Annotated in this window: 13 protein-coding genes; 6 read left to right on the top strand and 7 right to left on the bottom strand. The window is 60.9% G+C overall.

Features of this window, described 5'->3' with window-relative positions:
* Nucleotides 1–5: 5 nt before the first annotated feature.
* The 6 genes from agaW (at nucleotide 6) to GWQ29_RS14265 (ending at nucleotide 6,191) form a co-directional block, all read left to right on the top strand.
* The gene (agaW, locus tag GWQ29_RS14290) at nucleotides 6–782 is read left to right on the top strand and encodes a PTS N-acetylgalactosamine transporter subunit IIC (RefSeq protein ID WP_043142155.1); all 777 of its coding nucleotides are present in this window, start codon (nucleotides 6–8) and stop codon (nucleotides 780–782) included.
* Nucleotides 772–1,650, top strand: a complete 879-nt coding sequence (gene agaE / locus GWQ29_RS14285; RefSeq protein ID WP_275919689.1) for a PTS N-acetylgalactosamine transporter subunit IID — start codon at nucleotides 772–774, stop codon at nucleotides 1,648–1,650. The genes agaW and agaE overlap by 11 nt, the downstream gene beginning before the upstream one ends.
* A 48-nt stretch (nucleotides 1,651–1,698) precedes the next feature.
* Nucleotides 1,699–2,133 carry a PTS galactosamine/N-acetylgalactosamine transporter subunit IIA gene (gene agaF / locus GWQ29_RS14280; RefSeq protein ID WP_265421945.1) on the top strand — a complete coding sequence of 145 codons (435 nt, stop codon included), beginning with the start codon at nucleotides 1,699–1,701 and terminating at the stop codon, nucleotides 2,131–2,133.
* On the top strand, nucleotides 2,134–3,333 hold the full coding sequence (gene nagA, locus GWQ29_RS14275; RefSeq protein ID WP_275919688.1) for an N-acetylglucosamine-6-phosphate deacetylase: 1,200 nt from the start codon (nucleotides 2,134–2,136) through the stop codon (nucleotides 3,331–3,333).
* The gene (locus tag GWQ29_RS14270) at nucleotides 3,324–4,178 is read left to right on the top strand and encodes a tagatose bisphosphate family class II aldolase (RefSeq protein WP_275919687.1); all 855 of its coding nucleotides are present in this window, start codon (nucleotides 3,324–3,326) and stop codon (nucleotides 4,176–4,178) included. The genes nagA and GWQ29_RS14270 overlap by 10 nt, the downstream gene beginning before the upstream one ends.
* Before the next feature lie 123 nt (nucleotides 4,179–4,301).
* On the top strand, nucleotides 4,302–6,191 hold the full coding sequence (locus GWQ29_RS14265; RefSeq protein WP_275919686.1) for an enterotoxin: 1,890 nt from the start codon (nucleotides 4,302–4,304) through the stop codon (nucleotides 6,189–6,191).
* A gap of 84 nt (nucleotides 6,192–6,275) precedes the next feature.
* Here GWQ29_RS14265 and pdxJ read toward each other — a convergent pair whose 3' ends face one another.
* The 7 genes from pdxJ to GWQ29_RS14230 all read right to left on the bottom strand — a co-directional run bounded on the left by pdxJ (nucleotide 6,276) and on the right by GWQ29_RS14230 (nucleotide 12,725).
* On the bottom strand, nucleotides 6,276–7,013 hold the full coding sequence (gene pdxJ / locus GWQ29_RS14260; protein ID WP_021139200.1) for a pyridoxine 5'-phosphate synthase: 738 nt from the start codon (nucleotides 7,011–7,013) through the stop codon (nucleotides 6,276–6,278).
* Nucleotides 7,014–7,086: 73 nt separating this feature from the next.
* Nucleotides 7,087–7,794, bottom strand: a complete 708-nt coding sequence (recO, locus tag GWQ29_RS14255) for a DNA repair protein RecO (RefSeq protein WP_265462565.1) — start codon at nucleotides 7,792–7,794, stop codon at nucleotides 7,087–7,089.
* Nucleotides 7,795–8,694, bottom strand: coding sequence for a GTPase Era (gene era / locus GWQ29_RS14250; protein WP_021139199.1), 900 nt, complete (start codon nucleotides 8,692–8,694; stop codon nucleotides 7,795–7,797).
* A gap of 58 nt (nucleotides 8,695–8,752) precedes the next feature.
* Entirely contained in the window at nucleotides 8,753–9,424 is a 672-nt protein-coding gene (gene rnc / locus GWQ29_RS14245) for a ribonuclease III (protein WP_005318852.1), read from the bottom strand.
* The gene (lepB, locus tag GWQ29_RS14240) at nucleotides 9,425–10,348 is read right to left on the bottom strand and encodes a signal peptidase I (RefSeq protein ID WP_005318850.1); all 924 of its coding nucleotides are present in this window, start codon (nucleotides 10,346–10,348) and stop codon (nucleotides 9,425–9,427) included.
* A gap of 3 nt (nucleotides 10,349–10,351) precedes the next feature.
* Nucleotides 10,352–12,145 (bottom strand): translation elongation factor 4, encoded by a 1,794-nt coding sequence (lepA, locus tag GWQ29_RS14235; protein ID WP_005318848.1) that lies wholly within the window; start codon nucleotides 12,143–12,145, stop codon nucleotides 10,352–10,354.
* 118 nt (nucleotides 12,146–12,263) lie between these two features.
* Nucleotides 12,264–12,725, bottom strand: a complete 462-nt coding sequence (locus tag GWQ29_RS14230; RefSeq protein ID WP_275919712.1) for a SoxR reducing system RseC family protein — start codon at nucleotides 12,723–12,725, stop codon at nucleotides 12,264–12,266.
* Nucleotides 12,726–12,754 lie beyond the last annotated feature (29 nt).

Below are 12,754 nucleotides of genomic sequence, written 5' to 3'. Positions count from 1 at the left end.
TTGTGATGGAAATCAGTTTATTGCAAGGGCTCTTGCTGGGCATTCTGGCGTTCTTCGCCGGACTTGACCTGTTCAACGGCCTGACTCACTTCCACAGGCCCGTGGTACTGGGTCCGCTGGTGGGCCTGATCCTCGGCGACCTGCCCACCGGCATACTGGTGGGCGGCACCCTGGAGCTGGTCTGGATGGGGCTAGCGCCGCTGGCGGGGGCGCAACCGCCCAACGTCATCATAGGCACCATAGTCGGTGCCACCTTCGCCATCACCACAGGGGTCAAGCCGGATGTGGCGGTCGGGGTCGCAGTCCCCTTCGCGGTCGCGGTCCAGATGGGGATCACCTTCCTCTTCTCGGTGATGTCCGGGGTCATGTCCCGCTGTGACCGTATGGCGGAGGCAGGCGATACCCGTGGCATAGAGAGAGTCAACTACCTTGCCCTGCTGGCGCTCGGCACCTTCTACTTCCTGTGCGCCTTCCTGCCCACCTACTTCGGGGCAGAACACGCCAAGACCGCCATCGACGTGCTGCCCGCCCGCCTCATCGACGGTCTCGGGGTCGCCGGCGGCATCATGCCCGCCATCGGCTTCGCCGTGCTGCTCAAGATCATGATGAAGAATGTCTACATCCCCTACTTCATCCTCGGCTTCGTCGCCGCCGCCTGGCTCAAGCTGCCGGTGCTGGCCATAGCCGCGGCCGCTCTGGCCATGGCCCTGATCGACTTCATGCGCAAGGACCCGGCGCCGCAAGCCCGCCCCACCCAGGAGGAAACTGAAGATGGTATCTAACAACACAGCCCGGCAGATCGCCCCGGCGGCCGAGCCGCAACCGACCCGCACCGTCTCCGACGACGTCTACGAAGATCAGCAACTGGGGGCCGAGCTGACCCGCCAGGACATCAATCGCTTCGCCTGGCGCTCCCTGCTGTTGCAGGCCTCCTTCAACTACGAGCGGATGCAGGCTTCCGGCTGGCTCTACGGCCTGCTGCCGGCGCTGCAGAAGATCCACACCAACCCCAGGGATCTCTCCCGGGCCATGAAGGGGCACATGGGCTTCTTCAACACCCACCCTTTCTTGGTCACTTTCGTGATGGGCATAGTGCTGGCGATGGAGCGATCCAAGCAGAACGTCAACAGCATACAGAGCACCAAGATAGCGGTCGGCGCACCGCTGGGCGGGATCGGGGATGCCATGTTCTGGCTCACCCTGCTGCCCATCTGTGGCGGTATCGGCGCCGATCTGGCGCTGCAGGGCTCCATCATGGGCGCCGTGTTCTTCTTCCTGCTGTTCAATGTGGTGCACTTCGGCCTGCGCTTCGGGCTGGCGCACTACGCCTACCGCATGGGGGTCGCCGCCATTCCGCTCATCAAGGCCAACACCCGCAAGGTGGGGCATGCCGCCTCCATCGTAGGCATGACGGTGATCGGCGCCCTGGTCGCCACCTATGTGCGGCTCGGCACCACCCTGGAGATCACCGCCGGTGATGCGGTGGTGAAACTGCAGGCGGACGTGCTCGACAAGCTGATGCCGGCTTTCCTGCCGCTGCTCTACACCCTGGCCATGTATGCGCTGATCCGCCGCGGCTGGAGTCCGCTGCGTCTCATCGTCATCACGGTCGTGCTCGGTATCGTCGGCAAGTTTGCAGGCTTCCTCTAATCCGGTGCCGGCGACAGGCCGGCCCCCTTTGCAGTAAAGGAACACCTTATGTTGGGCATCATCATTTGCGGTCATGGCGGCTTTGCCAGCGGCATGGAGCAGGCCATGATCCAGATCCTCGGTGAGCAGGAGGCGGTAGTCGCCATCGACTTTCCCGAGTCCTCCACCACGGCCCTGCTGCAGAGCCAGTGCGAGGCAGCGCTGGCCCGGGTCGACCGTGGCGACGGCGTGGTCTTTCTGACCGATCTGCTGGGCGGCACCCCGTTTCGGGTCGCCTCTACCCTGGCGCTGCGCCAGCCAGACCGGGAAGTCGTGACCGGCACCAATCTGCAGCTGCTGCTGGAGATGACCATGGATCGCGGCGAGCTGACCCCGGCCCAGTTTCGCGAGCAAGCCCTGTGCTGCGGTCATCGCGGCCTCACCAGTCTGGTGGACGAGCTGGCGCGCGAGCGGGCCGAAGCGCGGGTCGAGGAGGGTATCTAGATGGCAACACGGATCCGTGCCCGTCGCCTGCTGACCGAGCAGGGTTGGCTGGAGCATCAAGTGCTTACCCATGAGGGGGGCATCATCACCGCCATCGCCCCCATACCGGCAGACGATCCGGTGCGGGAGGTCGAGTTGCTGGTGCCCGCCCTCATAGATGGTCACGTGCACGGCGGGGCCGGCGTCGACGTGATGGACGAGGAAGCCGGCGTGCTGGCCCGGCTTTCCCTCGCCAAGGCGGCGGAAGGGGTCGGTGCCTTCCTCGCCACCACGGTCACCGCACAGCTACCCGCCATAGCACGCGCCCTGAATAGGGTCGCCGATGCCATGGAGAGCGGCATGCCGGGCGCCCAGCTGCTCGGCAGCTACCTGGAGGGGCCCTACTTCACCCCCGACAACAAGGGTGCCCACGATCCAGCCCTGTTCCGGGAACTCGACTTGACGGAGCTGGCGCAGTTGCAGTGTCAGGCGCGTGGCACCCTGAAGGTTGTCGCCCTCGCCCCCGAGAAAGCCAACGCCCTGGCGGCCATCTGCCACCTCAAGGCGGCCGGCATCCGGGTCATGCTGGGTCACTCCGCCGCCGGCCACGACACAACACAGGCGGCACTGACGGCAGGTGCGACCGGCCTGGTGCACTGTTTCAACGGCATGCGCGGACTGCACCACAGGGAACCCGGCATGGTGGGGGCCGGTCTGGTTCATCCCACCGCCTGGCTGGAGCTCATCGCCGACGGCCATCATGTGCATCCTACCGTACTCAAGCTGTGCCACCGCTGCGCCGGGGATCGCCTGCTGCTCATCACGGATGCCATGCGCGCCGCCGGCATGCCGGACGGCCACTACCTGCTCGGTGACTACCGGGTGGAGATGAAAAATGGGGTGGTACGTACCGCCACCGGCGGCCTGGCGGGCAGTACCCTCACCCTGCTCGGGGCCGTGCGCAACATGGTGCATCTGGCCGGGGTGCCCCTTGCAGAAGCGATCCAGATGGCATCGCTGGCTCCCGCTCGCATGCTCGGCATTGACGACCAACTCGGCTCGCTGGCCGTCGGCAAACGGGCCAACCTGCTCGCCCTCACACCAGCACTCTACCAGCAACATATCTGGGTCGCCGGCAGGGAGATAACTCCCGCCAGCGCCCCAGCCTCTTTCTCTGAACAAGACGCCACTCAAGGCGCCAAGGAGTCCTCATGTATCTGATCTCGTCCCACGAAATGCTCAAGGATGCCCAGCGCCGCGGCTACGCGGTACCGGCCTTCAACATCCACAACCTGGAAACCGTCGAGGTGGTGGCCCGCACCGCCGCCCAGCTGAGATCCCCCGTTATCCTGGCCGCCACGCCGGGCACCTATCGCCACGCGGGGGTCGAGTATCTGGTCTCCATCTGCGCTTCGGCGGCCCACCAGTACCGCATACCGCTGGTGCTGCACCTGGACCACCACGAGGATGAACAGGATATCCACTTCAAGGTCGAATCCGGCATTCACTCCGCCATGATCGACGCTTCCCACCTGCCATTCGAGGAGAACGTCGCCAAGGTGCAGCGGGTCGTCACCTTCTGCCACCGCATGGGGGCGAGCGTGGAGGCCGAGCTGGGCCAGCTCGGCGGGCAGGAGGATGACCTGATAGTGGACGCCGCCAACGCCCACCTGACCGATCCGGACAAGGCGGCCGAGTTCGTGGCGCGCACCGGCATCGACTCCCTCGCCGTGGCCATCGGCACGGCCCACGGCCTCTACAAGGAGGAGCCGCGCCTCGACTTCGACCGCCTCGCCGCCATCGGGGACAGGGTCTCCATTCCGCTGGTGCTGCACGGTGCCTCCGGCATTCCCGACCTGGACGTTCGCCGCTGCATCTCGCTCGGGGTATGCAAGGTCAACGTGGCCACCGAGCTGAAGATCGCCTTCGCCGACGCCATGAAGGCCTTCCTCGCCGCCCACCCGGATGCCAGCGATCCCCGCCAGTATCTGGTGCCCGCCATGGCCGCCATGGAGGAGGTGGTCACCGCCAAGATCCGCATGTGCATGAGCGACGGCAAGCTGTAACCGGTCTGCGGGCTCGCCAGCCTGGTGAGCCCGCACCAGATCCCGCAAATCCGCCAGCATCAGGAGGACGCCAAGCCCCATCGCCCAGTCACACCGCCATTCATCATCTATACGGAGATAAATATGAACGCACGTACCGCCATGACGCTGCTGCTCCTGCTGACCCTGCCCGCCCTCGCCCGGGCCGAGGTGATGTCGCTGCAGGGCAACCAGTACCAGATCAGCGTCAAAACGGATGCCGGCAAGTTCCAGGAGATCACCTTCACCAACAGGGCGAACGGGGATGTCATCCGCTCGAATACCCTGTTCGATATCAAGGGGCTGGATGACAGGCTGACCTCATCGGCCGACTTCACTGTAGATACGTTTGCCAAAGAGCAGGACCACATTGACATAGCGCTGAGCAACGCCGACTTCCTGATCAAGAGCGAGATCCGGCTGGCCAAAGACAAGCGCTACGCCAGCATCGACTTCGCCCTCGACACCCTCAAGAATGGCAAGCGGATCAACGGCTTCTCCATGTTGCCGTTCCACTCCCAGGCGCCCTTTGTCTACGGTGCCATCAACAGCTCCCCCATCGTCAGCGACAGTTTCTTCATCACGCCGCAGAATCCGCTGGTCAACACCCGCGCCTACGAGGGGGGCGTCAGCCAGATGATCCCGCTCGCGCTGCCGCTGGAGCAGGGCAAGCCGCTCACCTATCGCACCTATGTCGGCACCTTCCGCGAGGGTCAGCTCAGACGTGACTTCAACCAGTTCATCAACGACGCCCGTGACAGACCCTACGCCCCCTATCTGCACTACAACTCCTGGCTCGATATCGGCTTCTTTAACCCCTACACGGAAGACGACGCCCTCACCCGCATCACGCAGTTTGGCGAGGAGCTGGTCACCAAACGCGGTGTGCCCATGAGCGGCTTCCTGTTTGACGATGGCTGGGATGACCGCAAGGGCAACTGGGGATTCAGCAAGGACTTTCCTCATGGTTTCAGCAAGCTGAAAAAGGCGGCAGAAAAATATCACGCCCAGCTCGGCATCTGGTTCTCCCCCTGGGGTGGCTACAACAAGCCGAGGGATGAGCGGGTCTCCCATGCCGCCGAGTTTGGCTACGAGCTGAGCGATGGCAAGTTCGCCCTCTCGGGCCCCGTCTACTACAAAAACTTCCACCAGAAAGTGATGTCACTCATTCAGGAGCAAGGGGTCACCCACTTCAAGTTCGATGGTACCGGCAACGCCAACAAGCAGATCAAGGGCAGCCGGTTCACCAGCGACTTCGATGCCGCCATCCACCTGATCTCGGATGCCCGCGCCGCCAATAAAGAGGTCTTCATCAACCTGACCACTGGCACCACGGCCTCTCCCTCCTGGCTCTTCTTCGCCGATTCCATCTGGCGCGGTGGTGATGACATCAACTTCTATGGCCCCGGCTCAAGGGTTCAGCAGTGGATCACCTACCGGGATGCGGAGACCTACCGCTCCATCGTCAAGCAAGGCCCCCTGTTTCCGCTCAACTCCCTTATGCTGCACGGGCTTGTCTATGCCAAGCAGGCCAAACATCTGGATCAGCAGTCGCCACAAGATTTTGCCGATCAGGCCTGGAGCTACTTTGCCACCGGCACCCAGTTGCAGGAGCTCTACATTACTCCCGAGCTGCTGACCGGCGAGAACTGGGATCTGCTGGCCAAGGCGGCGCTCTGGTCACAGCAGAACCAGGCCGCGCTGTTTGACAGCCACTGGATAGGCGGCGACCCCACCCTGCTGGCTGTCTATGGCTGGGCGGCATGGAGCCCGGCAAAGTCTTTCATTACCCTGCGCAATCCTTCGAGCCAGCCTCAACAGTTCTTCCTGGAACCTATTCGCCAGCTTGAAGTGCCCACCACAGAGGCGAAAGGCTTTAATATCAAGCCACTATATGGCGACAACAAAACCGTGCCGACTTCAATCAGCGATGGAATGGTCATCAAACTGGCACCACTGGAGCTCATCACTCTGGAGCTGACGCCCATCAAATAGGCATAAATCCAATCAACCTGTGGCTGATGCCATACAAAAGGGACGCCGCAGCGTCCCTTTTCATCTCTCATCAACCCAGATCGGTCAGATCCCCTGACGGGCTTCCTGCATCAGCAGGCGCATGTCGCTGACCGCCTTGGTCAGGCCGTCAAAGGCGGCGCGGCCTATGATAGCGTGGCCTATGTTGAGCTCATAGAGCTCGGGGATGGCGGCGATGGCCTTGACGTTGTGGTAGTGCAGACCATGACCTGCATTGACCTTGAGTCCCTTGCCGGCGGCATAGGAAGCGCCAGCGGCGATGCGCTTGAACTCGGCGTTGCGATCGGCATCCGTGGTGGCATCGGCGTAACGGCCTGTGTGGATCTCGATGAAGGGAGCACCACTGTCGGCGGCCGCATCGATCTGCAGCGGGTCGGCATCGATAAACAGCGACACCTTGGCGCCGATGGCCGACAGACGAGTCACCGCATCCGTGATTTTGTCGAGCTGACCAGCCACGTCCAGACCACCCTCTGTGGTTACCTCGGTACGCTTCTCCGGCACCAGGCAGACGAAGTGGGGCTTGATGCGACAGGCGATGCCGATCATCTCCTCGGTCACCGCCATCTCCAGGTTCATCCTGGTTTGTATGGTCTGGCGCAGTATCTCCACATCGCGGTCCGTGATGTGGCGGCGGTCTTCCCGCAGGTGGACGGTAATGCCGTCGGCACCGGCCTGCTCGGCCACGAAGGCAGCTTGTACCGGATCCGGATACTGGGTGCCACGGGCATTGCGCAGGGTGGCGATATGATCGATGTTCACACCCAGATAGATTTCGCTCATTGATGACTCCTTGAAACACTTCATCTGTTAACTGTGCGGCTGCCGCCTTGGCGCCAGCGCGGATATCCATATGTCACTGTGTGCTGGCTTTGCGCTTTAAAAACAACTCCCGGCTCTTTAACTGGCGTTTTCCCAGATAGGGTTGCAGCGCCAACCGGCTGAAACGCTTGGCCGCCTGCAGCAAGGGAGGGGTATCGAATCGCCCCTCGGCGAAGGCCAGCAGGTGGGCACCGAGAAACAGGGTACGGGGATCCGGCGCCCGCTCGCAAGCGACAAAGCCCAATTCGCGCTCGAAGCCGTAGAGCAGCTCGGGCTGGATCGCGGCCTCGTCGTCGGCGGCGTATTCGAAGTCCACCGCATAGCCAAGCGCCTGCAACAGCAGGAACTCGAAGCGGCGCAGCGGCAACTCGGGCGTCTCGCCATCTGCCAGCGCCATCAGGGCACGGGCATAGGCGTCAAACACCTCGGGAAAGGGGGTATGGGCTTCCAGCAGGTAGTAGACCAGCTCGTTGAGGTAGAGGCCGTAGAAGAGGCGATCGCCACCGAGTCGCAATGAGTGATCCGGACATTCGACCTGGGCGAGATTCTTGAGATCCCCCTTGCCACGCCAGCTGATGGTGAGCAGGGAAAAAGGTTGAAGCAACCCCTTCAGAGGGGAGCGTGGCCCGCGAGAACCGCGAGCCACCAGAGTAAATCGGCCGCTATCCTGGGTAAACACCTCGACCAGCTGACTGGTCTCCCGATAGGGCCGACTGTGGATGACGAAGGCTGGACTCAGCAATCAGTCATCGCCATAGCCGAGACTGCGCAGAGCGCGCTCGTCATCGGCCCAGCCTGCCTTGACCTTGACCCACAGCTCAAGGAACACCTTGTTCTGGAACAGGCGTTCCATGTCGATGCGTGCCTCTGTGCCTATGGTCTTGATCTTCTCACCCTTGTTGCCGATGACCATCTTCTTCTGGCCATCGCGCTCCACCAGGATCAGGGCATTGATGTGATAGATGCCGCTCTCTTCCACCTTGAAGCGCTCGATCTCCACGGTCACAGAGTAAGGCAGCTCCTCACCGGTGAAACGCATCAGCTTCTCGCGGATGATCTCGGAGGCCATGAAGCGGGAAGAGCGGTCGGTCACGTAATCTTCCGGGAAGAAGAAGTTGTTCTCTGGCAGCAGATCCTTGGACCACTCGCGGATCTTCTCCACGTTGGTGCCCTTCTCAGCACTGATGGGCAGGATATGGGAGAACTTCATCTGCTGACCCAGCCACTCCAGGTGGGGCAGCAGGTCTTCCTTGTCCTTGACGTTGTCGATCTTGTTGACCGCCAGCACAACGGGACAGGGCAGATGGCGCAACTTGCCGAGCACCATCTCGTCATCCTTGGTCCAGTGGGTACCGTCAACCACGAACACCACCATGGCCACATCCCCCAGCGAACTGGTGGCGGCGCGGTTCATCAGGCGGTTGATGGCCCGCTTCTCTTCAATGTGCAGACCCGGGGTATCCACATAGATGGTCTGATAGTTGTCCTCGGTGTCGATCCCCAAAATCCGGTGACGGGTAGTCTGGGGTTTCTTCGAGGTGATGCTGACCTTCTGGCCAAGCAGCTTGTTGAGCAGGGTGGACTTGCCCACGTTGGGGCGGCCCACGATGGCGACAAAGCCGCAGTAAGTCGTATCTGTCATGACAGTTTTTCCAATGCCTGTTGTGTTGAAAGACCGCGGCCTCTTGCATCAATAGCAGTCATGACAGTCTTTCCAATGCTTGCTGCGCCGCAGCCTGTTCGGCCTTGCGACGGCTGGTGCCGACCCCGACCAGCGGACCATCCAGCCCTTCCACGTCGCACTGGACGGTGAACTCCTGGTTGTGGGCCTCGCCCTTGACGTTGGTCACTGTGTAGGTCGGCAGGGATTTGCGGCTTCCCTGCAAAATTTCCTGCAGGCGGGTCTTGGGATCCTTCTGCTCTATGCCTGGTTTGATCTCATCCAGACGGCTGGCATACCAGCTCAGCAGCAGCACCCGCACCGCCTCAAGATCAGTATCCAGATAGACGGCGCCGATCACCGCCTCGACCGTGTCGGCCAGAATGGATTCGCGGCGAAAACCGCCACTCTTGAGTTCGCCTGGCCCGAGGATAAGGTCATCCCCAAGGTCAAACTCCCGGCCCAGTTCGGCCAGGGTCTTCTCGCGCACCAGAGTGGCGCGCATCCGGCTGAGATCTCCTTCCGCCGCTTGCGGGAAGCGGTGGAACAGAGCATCGGCAATCACCAGACTCAGGATGGAGTCACCCAGAAATTCCAGTCGCTCATTATGACGGGAACCGGCGCTGCGGTGAGTCAGCGCCCGGGTCAACAGCTCTTTATCGTGAAAGACATGCCCGAGACGGGACTGCAGTCTGTTCATTTTGATATTCATTTACTTGATTCCGCCAATGCGGTTGAAGCGCACACCTGTCGGTACCCAGCTTGGCAGCAGGGAGCCTTCTTCACGCTCAAATTCAAAACTTATCCAGATAGCGACCGCCTTGCCCACCAGATTCTGCTCGGGTACAAAGCCCCAGAAACGGCTGTCGGTACTGTTGTCACGGTTGTCACCCATCACGAAGTACTGACCTTCCGGTACCACCCACTCATCGGGGTAAGTACCGGGCTGGCGATAATAGCGGCCGACCATATCGGGCATCAGCGGGTTACGCAGGGTCTCGTGAGACACCTCACCCAGCTGCTCGGTATAGCGATCAAGCGGGATCCCCATCTGGGTAAATTCACCCCTTTGTTCAAACTTGACGTCGAGCTTCTTGAAACCCGGGCACGTTTTCCCTTCCTGCTCCTCGCACTTGGGCCGGATCATTAGCTCCTTGTTGCGATAGATGACCCTGTCCCCCGGCATGCCGACCACCCGCTTGATGTAGTCCACCCGGGTATCCAGCGGATACTTGAACACCACCACATCGCCGCGTTTGGGTTCGCCGGTCTCGAGGAATCGGGTGTTGGTCACCGGATCCTTGAGGCCATAGGCAAACTTCTGCACCAGGATGAAGTCGCCCACCAGCAGGGTCGGCATCATGGAGCCTGACGGGATCTGGAACGGCTCAAACAGGAAGGAGCGCAGTATCAGCACCAGGGTAATGACCGGAAACACACCTGCGGTCTGTTCGATCCAGACCGGCATGGGGGCAACCTTGGCCAGGGTTTTCTCATCCAGATGAGCACCGCCGTGGGCACGGGCCACGGCAATCTTGGCGGCCCGCTGCTTGGACCAAATCATCTTGTCCAGACACCAGATAATACCGGTGATCACGCAGACCACCACCAGGATCAGGGAAAACGTGCTTGCCATCGATTAATCCTTTCCTACATGGAGAATTGCGAGGAAGGCTTCCTGCGGTACGTCGACACGGCCCAGGGACTTCATCCGCTTCTTGCCTTCTTTCTGCTTGTTCAGCAGCTTTTTCTTCCGGCTCACGTCACCGCCATAACACTTGGCGGTCACGTCTTTACGCAGGGCCTTGACCGTGCTGCGCGCGATGATCTGGTTGCCAATGGATGCCTGAATGGCGATATCAAACATCTGGCGCGGGATCAGCTCACGCATCTTCTCCACCACCTGGCGACCGCGATACTGGGCGTTCTCCTTGTGGGTGATGATGGCCAGCGCATCGACGCGCTCACCGTTGATCATGATATCCAGACGGACCATCTCGGAGGTTTCAAAGCGCTTGAAGCCGTAATCCAGCGAGGCGTAACCACGGCTGGTGGATTTCAGGCGGTCGAAGAAATCGAGCACCACTTCCGCCATCGGGATTTCGTAGGTCAGTGCAACCTGATTGCCGTGATAGACCATGTTGGTCTGCACGCCACGCTTCTCGATACAGAGGGTGATGACGTTGCCCATGTACTCCTGCGGCAACAGAATGTTGCACTCGGCGATAGGCTCACGCATCTCCTTGATATTGTTGACCGGAGGCATGGCGGACGGGCTGTCGATGTGGATGGTTGAGCCATCATTGAGCTCAATCTCGTAGACCACGGTCGGGGCCGTGGTGATGAGATCCAGATCGTATTCCCGCTCCAGACGCTCCTGGATGATCTCCATGTGCAGCATACCGAGGAAGCCACAACGGAAACCGAAGCCCAGCGCAGTGGAACTCTCGGGTTCGAAGAACAGGGAGGCATCGTTCAGGGACAGTTTGTCGAGGGCATCACGGAACGACTCATAGTCATCGCTGGAGATGGGGAACAGGCCCGCATACACCTGCGGCTTCACCTTCTTGAAACCCGCCAGCGCTTTTTCGGCACCGTTCTTGGCTTGAGTCAGGGTATCGCCCACAGGGGCACCGTGGATGTCCTTGATGCCGCAGACGACCCAACCTACCTCGCCACACCCCAGACCCTGGGTATCCACCTGCTTGGGCGTGAAGATACCGATACGATCGACACCCCACACCTGACCGGTGCTCATCACCTTGATCTTGTCGTTTTTCTTGAGGGAGCCGTTCTTGATCCGCACCAGAGAGACGACGCCCAGATAGGAGTCAAACCAGGAGTCGATGATCAGCGCTTGCAGCGGTGCATCGGGATCACCGACCGGCGCCGGGATGCGAGCCACTATCTCTTCCAGCACAAGGTCAACGCCCAGGCCGGTCTTGGCGGAGCAACGGACAGCATCGATGGCGTCGATGCCGACTATGTCTTCGATCTCCTCGGCAACCCGCTCGGGCTCTGCGGCCGGCAGGTCAATCTTGTTCAGCACCGGCACCACTTCCAGCTCCATTTCCATGGCGGTGTAGCAGTTGGCCAGAGTCTGTGCCTCAACCCCCTGGCCGGCATCTACCACCAGCAGCGCCCCTTCACAGGCCGCCAATGAGCGGGAGACTTCGTAGGAGAAATCTACGTGGCCCGGGGTGTCGATAAAGTTCAGCTGGTAGGTGTTACCGTCTTGTGCCTGGTAGTTCAGGGTCACACTCTGTGCTTTGATGGTAATGCCGCGCTCGCGCTCCAGGTCCATGGAGTCAAGCACCTGAGCCTGCATCTCGCGGGAGGACAGGCCGCCGCAAGTCTGGATCAGACGGTCCGACAGGGTCGATTTACCGTGGTCGATGTGCGCAATAATCGAAAAGTTACGAATGTGTTTCATCGAGCAAGAATCACTCAAAATTAGGTTAGGGCCGGATATGGAGGCAGGATTTTACTGGATAACCCGGTCGACGGCCAATCTTTAGTCGACGGAGCACCAGAAATACAGGCCTGCACGCTCAGGAGAGGTTGCGGGTATGGAGTACCACACCCAGCATGCGGGGGCCGTATGCCCCCTGTTCGAGTCGAGTGGAAAAGTAACGAACCAGTGAAAATCCGATGACGCCACCCAGCAGGCAACTGAGGATGGTGATCCCCTCCCCGCCCGCCAGCAAGGGTACCAACCAGAGCTGACCGAGCAGGGCGCCCGCCAGCAGACAGAACAGCGGCAATACATACACCAGTGCTGCACCCAGCAGGATACTCGCCTGGGGAATACCGAGCCTCACTTGCTGACCAACGCTCACCTCGGCGGTGAGGGCAATCCGCAGTCGTTGCTGCTTCATCACAAACGCCTTGGCAACAGTGCCGGTACCGCAGTTGGATTGTTGATGGCAACTGCTGCAGGCGGAGCGCCGTTCGCACTCCACCCAGGCATGCTGTCCATCAATGGCCACCACGGTTGCCAGCTCTTCGCTCATTTCACTCACAAGACGGTTCCACAATAACG

Source organism: Aeromonas sp. 2HA2, from assembly GCF_029237345.1.
In the GTDB taxonomy this organism is placed as follows: domain Bacteria; phylum Pseudomonadota; class Gammaproteobacteria; order Enterobacterales; family Aeromonadaceae; genus Aeromonas; species Aeromonas salmonicida.
Note: the sequence above shows the minus strand (reverse complement) of the source record. Positions and strands in the feature narration are given on the sequence as shown.

Bases quoted from the DNA above. Each gene is read 5' to 3' on its own strand.
- agaW (WP_043142155.1), top strand. From the start codon at position 6: ATGGAAATCAGTTTATTGCAAGGGCTCTTGCTGGGCATTCTGGCGTTC.
- rnc (WP_005318852.1), bottom strand. From the start codon at position 9,424: ATGAATATCAAAATGAACAGACTGCAGTCCCGTCTCGGGCATGTCTTT.
- nagA (WP_275919688.1), top strand. From the start codon at position 2,134: ATGGCAACACGGATCCGTGCCCGTCGCCTGCTGACCGAGCAGGGTTGG.
- lepB (WP_005318850.1), bottom strand. From the start codon at position 10,348: ATGGCAAGCACGTTTTCCCTGATCCTGGTGGTGGTCTGCGTGATCACC.
- pdxJ (WP_021139200.1), bottom strand. From the start codon at position 7,013: ATGAGCGAAATCTATCTGGGTGTGAACATCGATCATATCGCCACCCTG.
- GWQ29_RS14270 (WP_275919687.1), top strand. From the start codon at position 3,324: ATGTATCTGATCTCGTCCCACGAAATGCTCAAGGATGCCCAGCGCCGC.
- GWQ29_RS14265 (WP_275919686.1), top strand. From the start codon at position 4,302: ATGAACGCACGTACCGCCATGACGCTGCTGCTCCTGCTGACCCTGCCC.
- era (WP_021139199.1), bottom strand. From the start codon at position 8,694: ATGACAGATACGACTTACTGCGGCTTTGTCGCCATCGTGGGCCGCCCC.
- agaF (WP_265421945.1), top strand. From the start codon at position 1,699: ATGTTGGGCATCATCATTTGCGGTCATGGCGGCTTTGCCAGCGGCATG.
- GWQ29_RS14230 (WP_275919712.1), bottom strand. From the start codon at position 12,725: ATGAGCGAAGAGCTGGCAACCGTGGTGGCCATTGATGGACAGCATGCC.
- lepA (WP_005318848.1), bottom strand. From the start codon at position 12,145: ATGAAACACATTCGTAACTTTTCGATTATTGCGCACATCGACCACGGT.
- agaE (WP_275919689.1), top strand. From the start codon at position 772: ATGGTATCTAACAACACAGCCCGGCAGATCGCCCCGGCGGCCGAGCCG.